This window comes from Arthrobacter sp. NPDC080073 (genome assembly GCF_040686575.1).
Lineage (GTDB): Bacteria > Actinomycetota > Actinomycetes > Actinomycetales > Micrococcaceae > Arthrobacter.
The window spans coordinates 234,609-254,014 of the sequence record NZ_JBFBKR010000004.1; the positions used below are offsets into that span (position 1 = coordinate 234,609).

Here is a 19,406-nt window from a genome sequence, read left to right on the forward strand (position 1 = left end):
TTCAGCCGTGTGCTCACCCTCTCTTGGGCCCCGCCCTTCTTTCGTGCCTTCGTTTTGTTGAGTTCCCAACTGACTCGCAGTTGTTGTCGTTATGAGCCCTCAAACCGACAACAACTGCGAGTCAGTTGGGGCTTGGCGGTTCAGTCTTGGCCCAGTCCTGCGGCCGAGGTCTTCTGCCCGCTCACGCTGTTGAGGGCGCGGAGGTCGAAGATGCCGTTGATGTCGGCCGGTTTGGTGATGCCGGCGTCGACGCCGTCCTGAAGGAGCTTCTTGTAGGTTCCGGCGAGCGGGTCCACGGTGAAGGTGATGTTTTTCAGGGAGCGGTCGATGACGTCGGCCGGGAGCGTGCTGCCCGCGGTCGCCTTCAGCGCGGCATTGATGGCGGTGGCCTTGTCGGCGGCGGACGCGGTGTTGAGCCAGTTGACCGAGGCTTCGTGGCCCTGGAGCAGCGCGGTCACAGTCTGCGGGTGGTCAGCGGCGAACTTCTTGCTCACGATCAGGATGGTGGTGGGGAACTGGCCCTTATCCCACAGGTCCTTCTCGTCCACGAGGACCTTGCCTCCGGCCTGGAGCACCAGACGTGAGGCCCAGGGCTCGGGCAGCCACGCGCCGTCGAGCTTTCCGTCCTGGAAGAGCTTGAGGGTCTGGGCGTTGTCGGTCGGGTTGATGGCGACGTCACCCCCGCCGTTCGGGTTGCTCTTCAGGCCCTGCTTGCCGAGCCAGGCGCGCAGTGCCACGTCCTGGGTGCCGCCGAGCTGCGGTGAGGCGAGGGTCTTGCCCTTGAGGTCCGCGGCGGAGTTGATGCCGGGCTTGACCACCAGCTGGGCTCCGCCGGAGGCAGCACCGGCGATGATGCTGATGGACGCGCCCTTGCTCTGGACGAAGGAGTTGATGGCCGGATTCGGGCCAAGGTAGGCGGCGTCGATCGCGCCGGCGTTCAGGGCCTCGACCGCGGCCGGTCCGGCGTTGAAGATCTGGGTGGTGAGCTTGGTGCTGCCCAGCTTGCCGGCGATGATGCCCTTGCTCACCCCGACAAGTGCGGGGGCGTGGGTAACGTTGCCAAAGTAGCCGAGCCGGAGTTCGGCGGCGGGCGTCGTTGCCGCCGCGGCCTGCGTTTCGTTGTTCTTCGCGACAACCGATGCGACGGCGGCGCCGGCACCGATCAGCAGGACGAGTCCGACGGCGATGCCGATCTCGAGCGTGCGGCGGCGCTTGGGCTTGTTGGTCTCGCCGGCGACGATGCGCGTGGTTCCCGGGTTCGAGGCGGGCGGCGTGGGTTCTGGGGTGTTTGACATGGGGGAATCCTTGGGATGCGTTGCGGAAGGGGCAGGGCGTTTGTCAGGCCCTGCGACATCGCCCCGGGAGGGCAAGCAAGGACCAATCCGATGAGGTCATGGATTCACCATAGGGACTGTCATATTTGCCGTTCAATGACCCGGAAACCCGGGGTCACGCACGTTCACGCGGCGTCACAATTGGGGCGTCTCCAGCACAAAAAACCGCAGCTTGTTTCCCATCCCGGGCCTTGAAGGCGGGGTTTGGGAAACAAGCTGCGGTTCCAGTAGCCAAGAACGTCAGATGACGTAACGTTCGTCCTCGTGGTCGCCCGGGTGGTCCTTCACCAGGCCGGCGGCCAGGGTGTTGCCGTCCACGGGGTCGATCACCAGGAACGCACCCGTCCGGCGGTGGTGGAGGTAGTTCTCCAACGGCAAGGGCGCGGCCAGTCGAAGCTGGGCGTTGCCGATGTCGTTCAGCTCAAGGCTGGAGGCAGCCTCCACATTGAACGTGGCCAGATCCAGCTTGCCCGTCACATTGCGGACGAGCGCCTGGACGGTACGGGTACCGTGCTTCACGAGGACCTTGGCACCTTCGCGCAGCGGCTTGGGCGAAAGCCAGCACAGCGCCGCGTACAGATCGGCCGAACTCTCGCGCACGGTCCCGGCGGCGGCAATGGTGTCACCACGGGCGATGTCGATTTCATCGGCCAGGCGGATCGCCACGGACTGCGGAGCAGTGGCCTCGGCCAGCTCGCTGCCGGCGAAGTCGATCCCTGTCACGGTGGTGATCCGGGGCTCGTGGCCCGGGCTCAGGACGGTGACTTTGTCGCCGAGCTTCACGGTCCCTTCGGTGATTTGGCCGGCGTAGGCACGGTAGTCGCGGTACGCCCCGACGTCGAGCCCTGCGGCGACGGCGTCGGGAGCCAGCGCGCCCTGCGGGCGGATTACCAGCTGGACCGGGAAGCGGAAGCTCTCCAGGTGGCTTTCGAGCTCGTCGGCGGCCGGAAGGGTTTCCAGCACCTCGAGCAGGGCCGGCCCGCTGTACCAAGGGGTACGGTCCGAGCGGTCCACGACGTTGTCCCCGTCGAGCGCCGATACCGGGATGACGGCGACGTCTGCAATGCCATCGCGGCCCAAGCCAAGCTCGCGGGCAACCTTCTGCACGTCCGTCTCGATCTCGCGGAAGACCGACTCGCTGAACTCCACGAGGTCGATCTTGTTCACAGCGACGATCACGTGCGCCACGCGGAGCAACTGCAGCACCGACAGGTGCCGGCGGGTCTGCTCCAGGACTCCCTTGCGGGCGTCAATGAGTACGACGACGGCGTCCGCAGTGGACGCGCCCGTCACCGTGTTCTTGGTGTACTGCACGTGGCCGGGGCAGTCCGCGAGGATGAAGCTGCGGCGGTCGGTGGCGAAGTAGCGGTAGGCGACATCGATGGTGATGCCCTGTTCCCGCTCGGCGCGAAGGCCGTCGGTCAGGAGGGCGAGGTCGATCGCCTGGCTGCCGGTGGCACCGGCTCCGCCGAAGCCACGGTCCGCTGAGGTGCGGGCCACGGCGTCGAGTTGGTCGGCAAGGATCGCCTTGGAATCGTGCAACAGGCGGCCCACCAGGGTGGACTTGCCGTCGTCGACGGATCCAGCCGTGGCGAAGCGGAACAGAGTAGATTCGCGCAGGCCAGTCTCCAGGAGTGAAGTCTCAGTGCTCATTAGAAGTAGCCGTCCTTCTTGCGGTCTTCCATGGCTGCCTCGGAGATGCGGTCATCTGCACGGGTAGCGCCACGTTCGGTGAGGGTGGATGCGGCGACTTCGACAACGACGTCGGCAACCGTGCGGGCGTCGGAAAGAACGGCGCCGGTGCAGGACATGTCGCCCACAGTGCGGTAGCGCACGAGCTTCGTCACGACTTCCTCATGGGGTTTCGGCATGGAAACCTCGCCGACCGCACGCCACATGCCGTCGCGTTCGTAAACCTCGCGCTCGTGGGCGTAGTACAGGCCGGGCAGCTCAATGCCTTCGCGCTCGATGTAGCGCCACACGTCCAGCTCGGTCCAGTTGCTGATGGGGAACGCGCGGACGTGCTGGCCCACGGTGTGGCGGCCGTTGTACAGGTTCCACAATTCGGGGCGCTGGTTGCGGGGGTCCCACTGGCCGAACTCGTCGCGCAGGCTCAGGATGCGTTCCTTGGCACGGGCCTTGTCCTCGTCGCGGCGGCCGCCACCGAAAACGGCGTCGAACTTGTTCCGCTGGATCGCATCCAGCAGCGGCACGGTCTGCAGCGGGTTGCGGGTACCGTCGGCACGCTCGGCAAGTTCGCCACGGTCGATGAACTCCTGCACCGAGCCGACCACAAGCTTCAGGCCCAGGCGCTCCACCGTGCGGTCACGGAAGTCGATGACCTCGGGGAAGTTGTGTCCCGTGTCCACATGCAACACGGGGAACGGCACCTTGCCAGGCCAGAACGCCTTCGTGGCCAGGTGCAGCATCACCACGGAGTCCTTGCCGCCGGAGAACAGCAACGCTGGCTTCTCGAACTCGGCGACAACCTCACGGATGATGTGGATGGCCTCGGACTCGAGAGTGTCGAGTGAGGAAAGACGCTCAGAGGTTTCGACGCCGACTGCCGCCCCCGCCCCTTCGCCGCGCGGCTCCGACAGGCCCGATGCCACTCCCTGGGCGGCAGTCGGCGTCTCAGCAGCGTCGGTTTCCAGCACAGACAACTCCAGGTCCTCGTTGGTGATTTGGGTACTCATACGTGTAGTCCGCATTCTGTCTTGTCGGTTCCTGCCCAGCGGCCCGAGCGGGGGTCCGCTCCCGGGGCCACTTTCCTGGTGCAGGGCTGGCATCCGATGGACGGGTAGCCCTGGCTCAGGAGGGGGTTGACGGGAAGGATGTTGTCTTCGGAGTACTGGACCAACTGGTCAAAGCTCCAGTCGGCCATCGGGTTGACCTTGACCAGGCCGTTGGCCTCGTCCCACGTGACCAGCGGAGTGTTGGTCCGGGTGGGAGCCTCGTCGCGGCGGACACCGGTGAACCAGACTTCGTAGCCGGCGAGCGTGCGGCGCAAGGGCTGGACCTTGCGGAGCGCACAGCACTGGGCGGCGTCGCGGGCAAACAGGTCCTTGCCAAGAAGGCGGTCCTGCTGCTCCACGGTGTTCTCGGGAAGCACATCCACGATGTTCACCCGCAGGTTCGCGGCGACTTCGTCCCTCGTGGCGTGGGTCTCCGGGAAGTGGTAGCCAGTCTCCAGGAAGAGGACGTCGACGCCGGGAAACTGGTCCGCGACGAGGGCCGGCAGCACGGCGTCGGCCATGGAGCAGGCCACGGCGACGGCGGGCAGTTCGAAGTTGCGGGCCACCCAGGCAATGACGTCACGGGCGGGCGCGTTCCAGCCGAGCTCCGCGGCACCGGATTCGGCCAGGGCCTTGAGTTCGTCGTGGGAGCGGAGGGAGGTGGTGGTGGTCACTGGAGATCTCCTTCATCTGCGGAGTGTGCCCATTCGGCGAAGGTCTGGCCTTCGGCGCGGTCGGCCACGAACTTCCGGACTACCCGCTCGACGTAATCGGGCAGGTCCTCGACGTAGACCTTGAGGCCGCGCACGGTGCGTCCGAGGCCTGCTTCTTCGCGGCTGGACGAAGCCAGCCCGCCGCCCAAGTGAACCTGGAAACCCGGGGTGGGGTCGCCGTCGGGCGTTGGCAACATCATGCCCTTGAGCCCGATGTCCGCGGTCTGGATGCGGGCGCAGGAGTTGGGGCAGCCGTTGATGTGCAGGGACAGTGCTTGCGGCAACTGACCGCTGTCCGCGAGGTCGGCCAGGCGGCGTTCCAGCTCGGCGACGGCGGTGGCCGCCGTGACCTTGGTTTCGACGATGGCGAGCTTGCAGAACTCGATACCGGTGCAGGCGATGGTGCCGCGGCGGAAGACGGACGGGCGGGCGGAGAGGCCCAGGGTGTCCAGTTCAGCCACGAGCGGCTCAACCTGCTCCTTGGCGACATCCAGCACGACGATCTTCTGGTGCGGGGTGGTGCGGAGGCGGAACGAGCCGCGGGCTTCCAGGGTGTCCGCGAGCTTCACGAGTTGGCCGCCCGAGAGGCGTCCGGCCAAGGGCGTGGCACCGATGAAGAACTTGCCGTCCTTCTGCTCGTGGATGCCGACGTGGTCGCCGGGAGTTGAAGGCTTCGGTGCTGCGGGCCCGTCGGAAAGCTTGAAGCCGAGGTACTCGTCCTCGAGGATCTGGCGGAACTTCTCCGGCCCCCAGTCGGCCATGAGGAACTTCAGGCGAGCCTTGGTGCGCATGCGGCGGTAACCGTAGTCGCGGAAGATGCTGGTGACGCCGAGCCACACTTCGGCGGCTTCTTCGGGCTTCACGAACGCGCCGAGCCGCTTGGCGAGCATCGGGTTGGTGGAGAGCGCGCCGCCCACCCAGAGGTCGTAGCCGACGCCGAGTTCGGGGTGGACCATGCCGACCAGGCCGAAGTCGTTGATTTCGTGGACAACGTCCTGCGAGGGGTGGCCGGTGATGGCGGTCTTGTACTTGCGCGGCAGGTTGGCGAGTTCCGGGTCGCCGATGAAGCGCTCCGCAAGTTCGTTGATCAGCGGAGTGGGATCGATGATCTCGTCCTTGGCGATGCCGGCAACCGGGGAACCAAGGATGACACGCGGCACGTCGCCGCAAGCCTCGGTGGTGGACAGGCCGACGGATTCGAGGCGGCGCCAGATCTCCGGCACGTCCTCAACACGGATCCAGTGCAGCTGGATGTTCTGGCGGTCGGTCAGGTCGGCGCTGCCGCGGGCAAAGTCCACGGAGATCTGGCCGATGACGCGCAGCTGCTCGGTGGTGAGGGCACCGCCGTCGATCCTCACGCGGAGCATGAAGTACTTGTCCTCGAGCTCGTGCGGCTCAAGCGTGGCGGTCTTGCCGCCGTCGATCCCGGGCTTGCGCTGGGTGTACAGGCCCCACCAGCGGAAACGGCCGTGGAGGTCCGTGCCATCGATCGAGTCGAAGCCGTGCTTGGAGTAGACAGACTCGATACGCTCACGGACGTTCAGCCCGCTGTCTTCCTGCTTCCAGGTTTCGTTGGCGTTGAGCGGCGCGGTGCCGTCAACCTTCCACTGGCCGTGGGGTTTCGCGGCAGGACGTGCGGTGCGGGCCGGGCGCTTGGGTGCAGCCTCGTCCGCAGACGCTCCGGCTAGAGCTGTATCAGTCATGCATCGACTGTAGGGCTGGCCAGATTTCTCCAACAACGACGCAGAAACGAAGAGTCACCTAGGGAAACATTTCGTCACGAACCGCCGTCGGGCCTTGTTCACCCGGCCGTGCTGTGCATTCGAAAAACCCGCTCAGGAGCTGGCACCAACCACCGCGTCGTAGCGCTCCAGGGCGATCTCCGCGAGGACCGGAGAGGGCAGCAGCGGTGCCGTCACGACGTCGGCCCCGGCCTTGGACAGCTGGTCGTGGAAGTAGCCCGTGGCCAGCAGGTACGAGGACACCACCACTCTGCCCAGCCCCCCGGCGGTAAGTTCCGTGCGCAAGGCCGCGACGCCGTCGGGCACGTTCGGCTCGGCACTGGCGCCATAGGCGACGCGAACCTTGTTCGGCAGCAGCTCGGCGAGCTGGCGCGCCTGCTCTTCCGAATCGACGGAACCGTCCGGCAACGACGAGCCCGCGGCGGCCAGCAGGACGCCGTCGTCGTCGCCTAGGCCCGAATCGCGCAACCGTGCGGCGAGCAGCTCCGCAAGCCGCGGATCCGGCCCCAGCGGCGGAGCCGCGGACACCTCCGGACGGGACTTGATCGCCTTCGGGATGTCCACCTTGACGTGGTAGCCCGTACTGAGCAGCAAGGGAACGACGACGGCGGGCGTGCCTTCCGGGAGGCCGGCCACCACGCCGGACAACTCCGGTTCCTGGACGTCCACGTAGGCCTCAACGACGGTCAAGCCGGGCCGCAAGGCCTCGATCTCCGCCATGACCTGGCGGATAGCGGCTTGCCCTTCGACGTTCCGGGTTCCGTGGGCGCACGCGATCAAGACGGGGCTGTTCATGCGTGCAAGCGTAACGTTGGGCGAGCATGATCGCCCGTCTGTGAACGGAGAACGGAGCTGCATTTGTTCACTTTTGACCTTGCGCTGGTATGGCTGGATCTGGCCGGCGTCTTCTTTTTCGCCGTGTCCGGATCCTTGCTCGCGGCCAGGAAGCAGTTCGACATCATCGGCTCAGTTCTCTTGGCTTCGCTCGTGGCCTTGGGCGGCGGTGTCATCCGCGACATCATCATCAACGCCGGCCCGCCCGCGGCGTTCACCAACCCGGTATACCTGGTGCCGCCCCTGTTGGCCGCGATCCTGGTGTACTTCCTGTTTTCGAGCATCCAGCGCTTCACGTCCCTTTTGACCCTGTTCGACGCCGGCGGGCTGGCCCTGTTCTGCATTACGGGCACGCTCAAGGCACTGGCCGCAGGGATGAATCCGGTGGCCGCAATCCTCCTGGGCGTCACCACGGCCGCGGGCGGCGGCTTGCTCCGGGACATCACGGCGAATGAAATTCCCACCCTCTTCAATGCCCGGGATCTCTACGCCCTGCCGGCCTTCACGGGAGCCGCGCTGACGGCCTTGCTCTGGAACATCGGGACCTTCAACGGACTTGCAGCGGCCCTGGTTGCCGCCTGGGTTTTCGCCTTCCGGGTAATGGCTTGGCGTTGGGGTTGGCGGGTGCCCTTGGCGGTCCGGGGATGGCACCGCGCCGGGGTCTCCCCGGGCGCCGATTCACGCGGCCGGGATTAGCTAGGATGGGAGCATGACTGACATGTTCCTCGAGAAGTTCCGCGCGCTTGTACCGAAGTATCTCGAGGACGAATGGCAGGAAGAAGATGGGCTGTCCGCCTCCGAGCTGGACGAAGCACTGTCAGCCCACTCGTTCACCATTCCCATGGTGCTTCGCGAGTTCTACCTCGCGCTCGGTGGCTGCGAGGACCTCATGGAGGCCTACCACTACTTCTGGGACCCGGAAGAGCTCGAAGTGGACGACGAAGGCTTCCTCATGTTCCTGGAGGACGAGGATGAGCAGTTCACCTGGGGCTTCCGCGTAGGCGACCTCGGCGTCCCGGATCCCATCGTCTGGCGTCGGAACAACGCCCGCGGCCAGTGGAAATCCGAAGAAGGCACGTTCTCCGAATTCGTGTTCGACATGTTCGACTGGGCTTTCAGCGACGAAGACTAGGGCTTTGCTGGGGGCTTATGGCGGAGGGCGGAGCTTTCTCCCCACCTTTGGGTTGTATTTAGCTCCCCTCCCCCTTGTTTCCGGGGCTATTCTTCTGTGGGTCTGGCCTGCGACTAGCCAAAACCGGGGAGTTTCAGCGGCTTTTTTGGCGTAGGGCCTGGAGAACCTCGGCAAGCACCGTTTCTGGCTGATACACAATCTGCGAATAGTCGTATCTAAGAACCAGAAAACCTTTCACAGTTCCTGCGTTATTGCGTCGCCGATCCTTCTTGACTTGCCGAGGCTGCAGGTGGCTCTCCCCGTCCACCTCCACGATCAGCCTGCCCTCCAGCAAGAAATCCACAATGCCTATTCCGGGCAATTCGACCTGCGTCTCGGTACGGATCCCTGCTTGCCGGAAAAGTATCCGCGCCACAACCTCAATTGGAGAATCGGCCGAACCGTCGACAAGCGAGAGCACCTTTCGGGCCACCCCGTTCCGGTTGCCGGGTAGCCTCTCACGGAGGTAATCAAGATTGGTCCGGCCTTGGAGGAGAGCACTTTCCACCATGATGGCAGCCTCAATTTCAGGCAGGCACCGGAGCGAATGCAGCAGCGTGTCTGTCAGGCTGGCCACAGGACGGATGTGCCGAGTCTCCAAAACTGACTCACGGTGGACTACAAAATCCTTGGCATTGCCGTGCCTGCACAGCAAATGGAGGGTCCTGGGTTCGTGTAAGACCCAGATTCCGTGGTGCCGGGCTCCGGATGCGCAGGTGAGCAGTCCGTTCGCGCTGAGGGCTGCGACGATGTCTTCGTGGGCGACGGGCAAGGCCAGCACACCCCGGCGCCGCCGCGCGACCTCGCCTCGGGCAACCGCTGCCCGGATGGCACGGTCGGAGAAGCCAGCCTCCTTCACCGTGGAGGTTCTCGCAGCGGTGCCTGCGTAATTCAGGAAGCCAACGAGGTCCATAGAGCCACTCCAGCAGCGTGGCGTTGACACCGAAAGGTGAAAGCTTCGCTATGTGGATAAGCGTGCCACCGCCGAAACTCCCCGGCTTTGAGCGAGCTGCCGGAATTCCGACGCCGAGAATCCAGGCCTCGGGGTCCAAGAGGCCATCAAAGGTGGGGAATTTACGCCGCAGAAGTCCCGACAAACTCCGAAAAACTCTTTGACCGAGAAAGTTGCACCCGTGACAAAGTTGTCATAGGCTGTAACCGGATTCACTAAATGCCTCCGGTGAGTCTGATGCGAACGGAGATTATGGTCCCGGTTCGTTGCAACGCGAGACTCGTAGCGTTGCAAGGAACCGGGGCCATTGCATTTACGGCCGCCCCCGCCCGACTGGCTACGGGGGTGGTCCCAGCTAGCTGGCGCGCTCCACCACGGCGTGGGCGAAGTTTGTCAGCGACTCCTTGACCACACCCTCGGGGAGCGGCTTCAAAGCTTCAATGGCTTCCGCGGACCACTGCCGCGCGATCACCCAGGATTCGGCGGTGACAGGATGCTCGCGCAGCCCGGCGACGGCCCGGGCCAGGGCTTCGTCGGAGGACAAATCGCCGTCCACCAGCTTCAAGAGTTCGACGGCGGACTCGTCACCATTGTCGGCGGCCTTGCGGAGCAGGAGCACAGGCAGAGTGGGTACGCCTTCGCGGAGATCCGTGCCCGGGGACTTGCCGGATTTGACCTTGACTCCGGTGACGTCGATGACGTCGTCGGCCAGCTGGAAGGCCACGCCCACCTTTTCGCCGTATTCCACCAGTACATCCTCGAAGGCTTCGTCGGCACCGGCGAAGATGGCACCGAGCTGGCCCGAAGCGGCAACGAGGGAACCGGTCTTGTCGGCGATGACGGAGAGGTAGTGCTCCACCGCGTCCTCGCCTTCACGCGGGCCCACGGTTTCGTGCAACTGCCCGAGGCACAGGCGTTCGAAGGTGCGGGCCTGGATTCCCAAGGCACGCGAACCGAGTTCGGACACCAGGATCGAGGCACGCGCGAAGATCAGGTCACCTGTGAGGATCGCCACTGAGTTGCCCCAGACTTCGTGGGCCGTGGGGGCGCCACGGCGGAAGGGTGCGGAGTCCATCACGTCGTCGTGATAGAGCGTCGCGAGGTGGGTCAGTTCAACCACGACGGCGGCCTGGACCACTTCCGGACGGGAGGCGTCACCGAGGTGGGCGCACAGGAGGGTCAACAGCGGGCGGATGCGTTTGCCGCCGGCTTCCACCAGGTGACGCGACGTTGCGTCAGCCAGGGGGTCCGAGTTGGCAATAGCTTCGCGGAGCTTCTTTTCCACGCGGGCAAGGTTGGTGGTGATGGCAGGACCCAGTTCCACGTCCTTGGCGATCGCCGCGAAACCGGCCGGAAGCTGCAGGCCAGTAGCGATCGCGGTAGTGGTGGGAGCGGGTTCGACAGCGTCCGGCAAGCCGTGCCCGGCATGCGTCCAACTGTGTTCGGCAGAGTGAGTCACGGGTTAACCCTAACTTTTCGCGGAGGAAAGCGTTGATTCGGTGCCGACGCGGGTGGAAGCGGCGGTGGATGTGGTGTTGGAGGTGGCCGGGACCAGCATTTCGAGGACGCGGATGGCGCGGTCCTCGAAACCCTTGGCGGACGCATCCGTGAGGTTGGCGAGCATCCGCACCACGAAGCGCATCAGCACCGGGATGGGCATGCCTGTCCGCAGCGCGAGTTTCATGACCGCGGGCTTGCCGATGAGGGCAGCAAAGACGCGGCCCAAGGTGAAGTGAGAACCCCATTGGTCCCGCACGTAGTCCGCGTAGCGCGAAAGGTGCGCGTCGGCGGCCCTGGAAGCCTCCGTCCCGGAACCCCATCCGGCTGAACGGGAACGCGAGGACGCGTCGATAATGAACTCGGCCGCGAAGCGGGCGGACTCCATGGCGTAGGAAATGCCCTCGCCGTTGAACGGTGAAACCATGCCGCCGGCGTCGCCCAGGAGCATGAGCCCGGGCGAGTAGTGCGGGGTGCGGTTGAAGCCCATCGGCAGTGCGGCGCCGCGGATCTCCCCCACCTGGTTTTCGGGTGTGAAGCCCCATTCGGACGGCATGCCGGCGGTCCATTCGCGCAAGACCTGTTTGTAGTCGAGCTTGCCGAATTCCTTGGAGGAGTTCAGGATTCCGAGGCCGACGTTGGACGTGCCGTCGCCGACGCCGAACACCCAACCGTAGCCGGGCAGCGGCTTGCCGGACTTGCCGGGGAGCTCGAGCCAGCCTTCCATCCAGTCGTCGTTGTGCCGGGGCGAGGTGAAGTAGGTGCGGACGGCGACGCCGAGCGGGCGGTCGTCGCGCTTGTGCATGCCGAGCGAAACGGCGGTCCGTGTCGAGTTGCCGTCTGCGGCGAGCACGACGTCGGCATGGAAGTCGCGCGTTTCGCCCGTCTTGCGTCCGGACTCGTCGAGCAACGCGGCGCGGGCGCCGATCACCCGCCCGGCGTCGTCGCGCAGTGCTTCGGTGACGCTGTGGCGTTCAAGTACGACGGCGCCCGCCGACTGGGCGTGCCGCGCCAGCTCTTCGTCGAATCCGAGGCGCGTCCGGATGAGTCCGTACGTGGGAAAATCGGCGACCTCGGGCCACGGCAATTCAATGGTGCGGCCGCCGGCGATGAGCCTGAGGCCTTTGTTGCGGCGCCAACCCTCATCCTCGGCGTGCGGGAGGCCAAGCTTCTGGATTTCGCGGACGGCGCGGGGAGTGAGGCCGTCGCCGCAGACCTTCTCGCGCGGGAAGGCGGTTTTTTCCAGAACCGTCACGGAAATGCCCGCCTGGGCAAGGTAGTACGCGGCGGTGGACCCGGCTGGCCCTGCGCCGACTATCAGTACGTTCACAGCGTCCTTGTTAATAGGCCGGTTAGCGGGACTGATCGCCGGATTGGCGGCGCGGCTTGATCTGGCGGCGCAGCTTGGCCACGGGAACGCTTTCCCGGTGTTCGGCACCGGGCTTCTGGGCGCGGTGCACCGCTACGATACCGCCGCTCAGGTTGCGGTAGGTGACGTCGGTCCAGCCGGCTTCCTGCAGCCACGCGGCCAGATGGTCCTGGTCCGGCCAAGCGCGGATGGACTCGGCGAGGTACACGTAGGCGTCCGGGTTCGAGGAGACCTTGGTTGCGATGGCGGGCAGTGCGCGCATGAGGTATTCGGTGTACATGGTCCGCCAGAGGGGCACCACGGGGGCCGAGAATTCGGCGATGACCAGGCGTCCGCCCGGCTTGGTGACACGGAACATCTCTGCGAGGGCCTTGTGCGGTTCGTTGACGTTGCGCAGGCCGAAGGAAATTGTGCACGCGTCGAAGGAGTTGTCCGCGAAGGGCAGCTTGGTGGCGTCCCCGGCCACGAAGTCGATGTCCGGACGACGGCGTTTGCCGACCTTCAGCATCCCGAGTGAGAAGTCGCAGGCCACAACGTCCACTCCGGCGTCGGCGTACGGTTCGCTGGACGTGCCGGTCCCGGCAGCTAGGTCCAGGACCCTTTGGCCCACCCGAACATCCATCGCGTCCACGACAACCCGGCGCCAACGCCGGGTCTGCCCCAAGGACAGGACATCGTTGACGACGTCGTATTTGGGGGCGACATCGTCAAACATCGTCGCAACTTCGTCCGGACGCTTTTCCAAGGATGCTCGGTTCACCCTGCAATTGTCTCAGACAAATATGGGAAGAACTTTCGGGGCACACCGGTCCGCACGGCTCCCATTGCCCGCGGGAGTAATGTTGTTCCATCATGACGAGTACGCTCCGCACCTTGACAGTCCCCCTCGATGTTGATTCATCCTCCGGGGGACTGCCGTCATTTCTGGTCAGGGACGATGTCCTGTGCTGGTCCCGCCGCGAGAACGGACTGGTGGGCTTCGGCGAACTCGCGCGATTCACCGCTTCCGGGCCCGATCGCTTTCTCGAGGCCGATATCTGGTGGCGCCATCTGGTCATCGAGGCGGACGTCACGGACCCCCTTGAAATCCCCGGCACCGGCCCTGTGGCCTTTGGCTCCTTTGCCTTCTCCAAGACATCCGCCTTTGAATCACGCTTGATCCTTCCGGAAATTGTTGTGGGGATCCGGGATGGGAAGTCGTGGCTCACCCAGTTGACGCTCGACGACGTCGAACTCACCGAAGCGGGCGCCCTCGCCGCCCTGGCAGGCTGGCTCAGCCCCACGGAACGCGAGTCAGACGAACGCGGGTCAGAGGAACGCGAGTCAGAGGACGGTGAGCTTACGGCGGCGGGAGGCTCCGGCGTCGGGCACCTGGACGGGAAGGTCACGCTGGAGAGCGGCTCGCTGAGCGAAACCGCCTGGAAGCAGGCCGTGGCCGAGGGCGTGGCGGAAATCCGGACCGGGAAGCTGGAGAAGCTCGTGCTCGCCCGCGACGTCATGGTGACGCTGCCCGACGGCGTCAACGCCGCCAAAGTGCTGCGGCAGCTGGCCAGCCGTTACCGAGAATGCTGGACCTACGGCGTCGACGGCTTGGTGGGAGCGACGCCGGAAATGCTCATCCAGGTGGAGGGCCGCACTGCGCAAGCGCGGGTCCTTGCCGGGACGCTCGACCGCCGCGACGCCGAGGGCGTGGACGGTTCCCCCATGGAATACGCCGAACGGGTGCTGGCCGGTTCCGAGAAACAACGGCACGAGCACGAGATCGCCATCCAATCACTGACCACCCAGCTCGCACCCTTTTCCGAAGCTATGAATGCCCACAGCGAACCGTTCATCCTGGAACTGCCCAATGTGTGGCATCTGGCATCGGACGTGAAGGCCGAGCTTGCCGATATCGAGGGACATGTCCCTACGTGCTTGGCCCTGATCAACGCGCTTCACCCCACGGCCGCCGTGTGTGGCACGCCTACCTTGGTGGCCGGGGAACTGATCCGGGAGCTTGAGCACATGGACCGCGGACCGTACGCCGGCCCGGTCGGGTGGCTCGACGCCGCGGGCAACGGCGAGTGGGGCATTGCACTGCGCGGCGCAATCATCGAGAGTCCTACGACCGTGCGCCTGTATGCGGGCTGCGGGATCGTTGAAGGCTCCGTTCCCGACGCCGAACTGGCCGAGACCTGGGCCAAATTCCGGCCGATGCTCGAGTCGCTGGGCATCAGCAGCTAAGAGTCCAAACCCGAGGATTCCGTTCCAAAGCTACCCCCGCGGATGTCTGGGATGCGAGACAATAGCCCCGTTGGGGGTCTTGATTTTTTACTTGGTAGGTTATCCAATAGTAAAACTTAGTTTTCTGTGACGCACATCTCATGTTCGGCGCTACACTATGAACCGATTAGTTTCGCATCCACTGCAACAAAAGGTAAGAAAATGCAGAAATTCCGTTCGCTTCCGGTCAGTTCGACGCTCAAGGCTGCAACAATCATCGCAATCGGCGCCCTGGCACTGACTGCCTGCACCAACGCCTCGGAGGCGGGCCCGTCGAGCGCCGCCTCGCCTTCCGGCAGTGCCAATGCAAGCTTTGACCCCAGCACCATCGCCAAGGACGACACCCTGGCCGCAATGGTCCCCGCGGCCATCAAGTCCAAGGGCACGCTGACCGTTGGCTCGGATACGAGCTACGCTCCTGCGGAATTCCTCGGACCGGACGGACAGACCCCGGTCGGCTACGACGTCGACATCGCCAAGGCGATCGGCGCCACCCTCGGCCTGAAGGTCCAGGTGCAGACCGCCGAATTCACGGGCATCCTCCCCGCCCTCGGCCCGAAGTACGATCTGGGCATCTCGTCCTTCACCATCAACCCCGAGCGTCTCGGCGCCGTCAACATGGTCAGCTACTTCAACGCCGGCACCGCCTGGGCCGTGCAGAAGGGCAACCCGAAGAAGTTCTCCCTGGATGACGTCTGCGGCAAGTCCATCGGCGTGCAGACCGGCACCGTCCAGGAAGACCCGGACCTCTCCGGCCGCAACAAGAAGTGCGCAGCTGACGGCAAGCAGCCGATCAACATCGTCACGCTCAAGAACCAGACCGACGTCACCACCCGGCTCGTCAACGGCAGCATCGACGCCATGGCAGCAGACTCCCCCATCATCGGTTACGCCCTGACCCAGACGAACGGCCAGCTTGAGCGGCTCGGCGACGTTTACGACGCTGCTCCCCAGGGCATCGCCGTTGCCAAGTCGGACACCGCCCTCGCCGATGTCATCCAGAAGACGCTGACCAAGCTCATGTCTGACGGTTCATACAAGAAGATCCTCAGTGGCTGGGGCAACGCCGAAGGCGCCATCACCAAGTCCGAGGTCAACCCGGCGGTCAAGTCTTGAGTATTCCCGCCACCGATAACAAATCAGGTGCACAGATGGATCATCATCAACCAGGCCACGCAGCGCCAGTGCTGAACGATGCGGTGCCGGTCAGGCATCCTGGCCGCTGGATCAGCGCCGTCATCATCGTTGGCGCCGTGATCCTCATGGTGCAGAGCGCGATCACGAACCCCAACTTCCGTTGGGACGTAGTCGGGACATACATCCTGGACGTCAAGGTTGTCCAAGGTGTCGGCTGGACGCTGTTCCTGACTGTCGCCTCGATGGTTCTGGCGATTGTCTTGGCCATCCTGTTGGCTGTCATGCGCCAATCGGACAACCCGGTCCTTCGCTACACAAGCTGGCTCTGGGTCTGGTTTTTCCGCGGCACCCCGGTCTACACACAGCTGCTCTTCTGGGGGCTTGTCACGGTTCTCTATCCGACAATTTCCCTCGGGATTCCTTTTGGCCCTCAGCTTGTGAGCTACGCGCTCTCGGACCCGACCCACGGCCTCATCCCGGCCATCCTGGGCTTGGGGTTGAACGAATCCGCGTATCTTGCGGAGATCTTCCGGGCCGGTCTGAAATCCGTGGATAAGGGCCAGACCGAAGCCGCCGAAGCCCTCGGAATGGGCAAGGGCAAGATCATGTGGCGGATCGTCCTGCCCCAAGCCATGCGCATCATCGTCCCGCCCACGGGCAATGAGACCATCGGTATGCTCAAGACCACCTCCCTGGTATTGGCCGTGCCGTTCACGCTCGATCTGACCTTCGCGACCAACGCCCTGGCCAATCGGATCTACCTCCCCATCCCTCTCCTGATCATTGCTGCTTTCTGGTACCTTCTGGTCACCAGTCTCCTCATGGTGGGTCAGCACTACATCGAGAAGTATTACGGCAAGGGCGTGGATACCAACCAGGCTCCAGCCCTCATCAATCCTGCAGCCGCAAAAGCCGCCGCAGCAGTGGCACCAAGTGCCGAAGCAGAGCCGTCCTTGAAGATGGAATTCCCCGAGGAGGAGGCAAAATGACGATCACCACCCAGAAACCGCTGGTGCGGATCGAAGGCCTCCACAAGTACTTCGGTCCCCACCACGTGCTCCGCGGCATCGACTTGACGGTCAACCAGGGCGAAGTGTCCGTTGTCATCGGCCCGTCCGGTTCCGGCAAGTCCACGATGCTCCGCTGCGTGAACCTGCTTGAAACCATCAGCGCCGGCCGCATCTCCGTCGGCGACCAGCTGATCGGCTACCGCGAAGTCAACGGCCGCCTCCACGACCTGAAGGTCAGGGAAATCGCCGCGCAACGCCGGGAAATCGGCATGGTCTTCCAGCGCTTCAACCTGTTCCCGCACAAGACCGCCCTGTACAACGTCATGGAAGCTCCCGTGCAGGTCAAGGGCAAATCCAAGAGCGATGCCAAGAAGGCAGCCCTCGAATTGTTGGATCGGGTGGGCCTGGCCGACCGGGCCAACCACTACCCGGCACAGCTTTCCGGCGGCCAGCAGCAACGCGTCGCGATCGCCCGGGCCCTGGCCATGGAACCGGAGCTGATGCTCTTCGACGAGCCGACGTCCGCCCTCGACCCCGAGCTCGTGGGCGATGTGCTGAACGTGATGAAGGATCTGGCCAAGTCCGGCATGACCATGATCGTGGTGACCCACGAGATCGGCTTTGCCCGCGAGGTCGGCGACCGCCTGACCTTCATGGACGGAGGCGTGGTGGTGGAATCCGGAGACCCCCGCGAAATCATCGCCAACCCCCAGCACGCCCGCACCAAGGAATTCCTCAGCCGCGTGCTGTAGGTCCTGGCGCTGCCCGATACGCAAAATGCCCTGCGCGGCTGGAATTCCAGCTGCGCAGGGCATTTTGCGTTGCGCAAGGAACTGCCCGCAGCGCCGAATGCCTACGCCCCGAGCAGCACCTGGGACACTGCCGAAGCAACTTCCGCCTTGATGCGCGCGTGCAAGGGACGCAACCCTGAACGGTCCGTGCGTACCTCCACGATGCTGCGCCCCTTCAAAGGCGCGGCAAGCGCCATGGCGAGCTCCGCCGTCGTACGCACCGAAGTGTGCCCGACGCCGTATGCCGCGGCCAGCGCGGAAATGTCCACGCTGTGAGGTGTGCCGAAGAGTCGCTCGACGGCGGTGCCGTAACCGCCGTCGTCCTCCACCTTGCCGTGTTCCAGGAGGCCGAAAATGCCCCCGCCGGCGTCGTTGAGGACCACGATGCGCAGGTCCGGTCCGGGTTCGCCGGCTCCGAGGAACAGGCCCCCGGCGTCGTGCAGGAAGGTGATGTCACCCAGGAGGAGGGTGGTTTCGCGGCCTGCGCCGAGGGCGATTCCAGTAGCCGTTGAGATGGTGCCGTCGATGCCGGCGAGGCCGCGGTTCGCGAACACCGTGGCGATGGGCTCGGAGCTGGGCTGCCCGGCGAGGTCGACGTCGCGGATGCCGTTGGAAGAGCCCAGGACCAACTGCCCTCGGGCGTGTTTCCAGACGGTGGCTCCCACGGCAGGTCCGTTGGCTGCCTGCTCGGCCCCGAGGACGCCGTCGAGCGCGTGTTGGGCCGCGGCACCGGCCAGGAGCCACGCGTCGAGCCACTCGGCCGAGCCCCGGCCTGCGAACGCCGCCAAGTCAGTCAGCGAATCAAAGCGCTCCTCGCCGCGGCGGCCGTGTTCGTACCAGGCCACAGGAACGGGCTCGTAGATGGCGGTGCGAAGGTCTCCGCGGGCCAGGAGGGCGGCGACGGGCCTGGACAGCGTAGGCCGACCGAAGACCACCACCCGCTCGATCGGCAGCGCAGAGCCGCGCCCGAAGTTGTCCAGCATGAGGCGGTACGGCCCCACCGCATTGGGCCCGAAACGCGCGTTGGACGACGGCTCGGCCAGCAACGGAAGGCCGTGGGCGCGGGCAAACGCCTCGGCGACCGGACCGGCGTCGTGCCCCGCCAAAACCACCGTCCGTCGTTCCGTCAGTTCGGCAGGAGCTGGGGACATGCTCAGTGGCTGTGGGCCGGAGTCGTAGTGGAAAACTCCACGGCCCCTGGTGGTGGGAAGGGCCTCGCCGGGTTCCGGAACCAGCGGCTCGCGGAACGCCAGGTTGAGCTGAACCGGCCCGGGAGGCGTGTTCTCAAGGGCGCCGGTCGCCGCGTAGATGGCAGTCTCGACGGCCCTCTTCGGGTTGCTGCCAGCGGCGATGTCGACGGCGAAGCGCACATGTTCGCCGAAGAGGTCCAGTTGGATGGTGGTTTGGTTGGCGCCGGTACCGTGCAGCTCGGCCGGGCGATCGGCCGAAAGGACCACGAGCGGCACGGCGGCGTGGTTGGCCTCCATGACCGCGGGCAAGAGATTCCCGACGGCGGTGCCTGAGGTGGTGAGGACGGCCGCCGGAGCGCCTGTCGAGAGCGCCAAGCCCAGGGCCGTGAAACCGGCAGAGCGTTCGTCGATCCGGACGAGGAGCCTGACCTTCCCGGCCGCTTCGGCCTCGGCCAGCGCGTACGCCATCGGCGCCGAGCGCGAACCGGGAGAGACCACCACGTGCCGCACACCGCCGTCGAGCAACGCCTTGACGGCGATCCGGGCAGCGGCGAGGGAGCTCAGGGAGCCTTGCGAAGTCACCGCACCAGTCTATTAGCGGCGCCTCCTTTCGAACGCCCGCTCGCCTATGGGGCCAAAACCCCATACGCCCGCTCACTCTCTTGA

Annotated in this window: 17 protein-coding genes; 6 read left to right on the top strand and 11 right to left on the bottom strand. The window is 65.1% G+C overall.

From position 1 onward, the window contains the following. Positions 1-140: 140 nt before the first annotated feature. The 6 genes from AB0O52_RS07185 to AB0O52_RS07210 form a co-directional block, all read right to left on the bottom strand. Entirely contained in the window at positions 141-1,295 is a 1,155-nt protein-coding gene (locus tag AB0O52_RS07185; RefSeq protein WP_364535364.1) for an ABC transporter substrate-binding protein, read from the bottom strand. Positions 1,296-1,574: 279 nt separating this feature from the next. Beyond that, entirely contained in the window at positions 1,575-2,987 is a 1,413-nt protein-coding gene (locus tag AB0O52_RS07190; RefSeq protein ID WP_364535367.1) for a GTP-binding protein, read from the bottom strand. After that, positions 2,987-4,030 (bottom strand): sulfate adenylyltransferase subunit CysD, encoded by a 1,044-nt coding sequence (gene cysD, locus AB0O52_RS07195; protein WP_364535370.1) that lies wholly within the window; start codon positions 4,028-4,030, stop codon positions 2,987-2,989. Before cysD ends, AB0O52_RS07190 begins: the two co-directional genes overlap by 1 nt. Then, the gene (locus AB0O52_RS07200; protein ID WP_364535373.1) at positions 4,027-4,743 is read right to left on the bottom strand and encodes a phosphoadenylyl-sulfate reductase; all 717 of its coding nucleotides are present in this window, start codon (positions 4,741-4,743) and stop codon (positions 4,027-4,029) included. Before AB0O52_RS07200 ends, cysD begins: the two co-directional genes overlap by 4 nt. Continuing rightward, a complete protein-coding gene (locus tag AB0O52_RS07205) occupies positions 4,740-6,485 on the bottom strand; it encodes a nitrite/sulfite reductase (RefSeq protein WP_364535376.1) in 1,746 nt (581 codons plus the stop codon). The genes AB0O52_RS07200 and AB0O52_RS07205 overlap by 4 nt, the downstream gene beginning before the upstream one ends. Positions 6,486-6,617: 132 nt before the next feature. Next, positions 6,618-7,319: a sirohydrochlorin chelatase gene (locus AB0O52_RS07210; protein WP_364535379.1), complete on the bottom strand. Its 702-nt coding sequence runs from the start codon at positions 7,317-7,319 to the stop codon at positions 6,618-6,620. Positions 7,320-7,382: 63 nt separating this feature from the next. On the opposite strand from AB0O52_RS07210, the gene AB0O52_RS07215 reads away from it, so the two are divergent. Both AB0O52_RS07215 and AB0O52_RS07220 read left to right on the top strand, forming a co-directional pair. Beyond that, positions 7,383-8,054, top strand: a complete 672-nt coding sequence (locus tag AB0O52_RS07215; protein WP_364535382.1) for a trimeric intracellular cation channel family protein — start codon at positions 7,383-7,385, stop codon at positions 8,052-8,054. A gap of 13 nt (positions 8,055-8,067) precedes the next feature. Further along, complete coding sequence (locus tag AB0O52_RS07220) at positions 8,068-8,490, top strand: hypothetical protein (protein WP_364535385.1); 423 nt, start codon at positions 8,068-8,070, stop codon at positions 8,488-8,490. Positions 8,491-8,623: 133 nt separating this feature from the next. Here AB0O52_RS07220 and AB0O52_RS07225 read toward each other — a convergent pair whose 3' ends face one another. The 4 genes from AB0O52_RS07225 to AB0O52_RS07240 all read right to left on the bottom strand — a co-directional run bounded on the left by AB0O52_RS07225 (position 8,624) and on the right by AB0O52_RS07240 (position 13,107). Next, entirely contained in the window at positions 8,624-9,442 is an 819-nt protein-coding gene (locus AB0O52_RS07225) for a DUF559 domain-containing protein (protein ID WP_364535388.1), read from the bottom strand. 394 nt (positions 9,443-9,836) lie between these two features. After that, a complete protein-coding gene (locus tag AB0O52_RS07230; RefSeq protein ID WP_364535390.1) occupies positions 9,837-10,940 on the bottom strand; it encodes a polyprenyl synthetase family protein in 1,104 nt (367 codons plus the stop codon). Between the two features lie 9 nt (positions 10,941-10,949). Then, entirely contained in the window at positions 10,950-12,308 is a 1,359-nt protein-coding gene (locus tag AB0O52_RS07235) for a geranylgeranyl reductase family protein (RefSeq protein WP_364535393.1), read from the bottom strand. A gap of 22 nt (positions 12,309-12,330) precedes the next feature. Further along, positions 12,331-13,107 carry a demethylmenaquinone methyltransferase gene (locus tag AB0O52_RS07240; RefSeq protein WP_364535396.1) on the bottom strand — a complete coding sequence of 259 codons (777 nt, stop codon included), beginning with the start codon at positions 13,105-13,107 and terminating at the stop codon, positions 12,331-12,333. A gap of 92 nt (positions 13,108-13,199) precedes the next feature. Here AB0O52_RS07240 and AB0O52_RS07245 point away from each other — a divergent pair, with 92 nt between their 5' ends. The 4 genes from AB0O52_RS07245 (at position 13,200) to AB0O52_RS07260 (ending at position 17,511) form a co-directional block, all read left to right on the top strand. Further along, positions 13,200-14,573 (top strand): isochorismate synthase, encoded by a 1,374-nt coding sequence (locus AB0O52_RS07245; protein ID WP_364535398.1) that lies wholly within the window; start codon positions 13,200-13,202, stop codon positions 14,571-14,573. A gap of 201 nt (positions 14,574-14,774) precedes the next feature. After that, on the top strand, positions 14,775-15,728 hold the full coding sequence (locus AB0O52_RS07250; protein ID WP_364535401.1) for an ABC transporter substrate-binding protein: 954 nt from the start codon (positions 14,775-14,777) through the stop codon (positions 15,726-15,728). 35 nt (positions 15,729-15,763) lie between these two features. Next, positions 15,764-16,738 carry an amino acid ABC transporter permease gene (locus AB0O52_RS07255; protein WP_364535404.1) on the top strand — a complete coding sequence of 325 codons (975 nt, stop codon included), beginning with the start codon at positions 15,764-15,766 and terminating at the stop codon, positions 16,736-16,738. Next, positions 16,735-17,511, top strand: coding sequence for an amino acid ABC transporter ATP-binding protein (locus AB0O52_RS07260; protein WP_284755345.1), 777 nt, complete (start codon positions 16,735-16,737; stop codon positions 17,509-17,511). The genes AB0O52_RS07255 and AB0O52_RS07260 overlap by 4 nt, the downstream gene beginning before the upstream one ends. A 101-nt stretch (positions 17,512-17,612) precedes the next feature. Here the strand turns inward: AB0O52_RS07260 and menD are convergent, their stop codons facing one another. Further along, positions 17,613-19,322 carry a 2-succinyl-5-enolpyruvyl-6-hydroxy-3-cyclohexene-1-carboxylic-acid synthase gene (gene menD, locus AB0O52_RS07265; protein ID WP_364535407.1) on the bottom strand — a complete coding sequence of 570 codons (1,710 nt, stop codon included), beginning with the start codon at positions 19,320-19,322 and terminating at the stop codon, positions 17,613-17,615. Between the last annotated feature and the right edge of the window lie 84 nt (positions 19,323-19,406).

What these genes read in the sequence shown, in the direction of transcription:
- AB0O52_RS07250 (WP_364535401.1), top strand. Translation starts at nt 14,775, where the DNA reads ATGCAGAAATTCCGTTCGCTTCCGGTCAGTTCGACGCTCAAGGCTGCA.
- AB0O52_RS07225 (WP_364535388.1), bottom strand. Translation starts at nt 9,442, where the DNA reads ATGGACCTCGTTGGCTTCCTGAATTACGCAGGCACCGCTGCGAGAACC.
- AB0O52_RS07205 (WP_364535376.1), bottom strand. Translation starts at nt 6,485, where the DNA reads ATGACTGATACAGCTCTAGCCGGAGCGTCTGCGGACGAGGCTGCACCC.
- AB0O52_RS07185 (WP_364535364.1), bottom strand. Translation starts at nt 1,295, where the DNA reads ATGTCAAACACCCCAGAACCCACGCCGCCCGCCTCGAACCCGGGAACC.
- cysD (WP_364535370.1), bottom strand. Translation starts at nt 4,030, where the DNA reads ATGAGTACCCAAATCACCAACGAGGACCTGGAGTTGTCTGTGCTGGAA.
- AB0O52_RS07260 (WP_284755345.1), top strand. Translation starts at nt 16,735, where the DNA reads ATGACGATCACCACCCAGAAACCGCTGGTGCGGATCGAAGGCCTCCAC.
- AB0O52_RS07210 (WP_364535379.1), bottom strand. Translation starts at nt 7,319, where the DNA reads ATGAACAGCCCCGTCTTGATCGCGTGCGCCCACGGAACCCGGAACGTC.
- AB0O52_RS07190 (WP_364535367.1), bottom strand. Translation starts at nt 2,987, where the DNA reads ATGAGCACTGAGACTTCACTCCTGGAGACTGGCCTGCGCGAATCTACT.
- AB0O52_RS07255 (WP_364535404.1), top strand. Translation starts at nt 15,764, where the DNA reads ATGGATCATCATCAACCAGGCCACGCAGCGCCAGTGCTGAACGATGCG.
- AB0O52_RS07245 (WP_364535398.1), top strand. Translation starts at nt 13,200, where the DNA reads ATGACGAGTACGCTCCGCACCTTGACAGTCCCCCTCGATGTTGATTCA.
- AB0O52_RS07220 (WP_364535385.1), top strand. Translation starts at nt 8,068, where the DNA reads ATGACTGACATGTTCCTCGAGAAGTTCCGCGCGCTTGTACCGAAGTAT.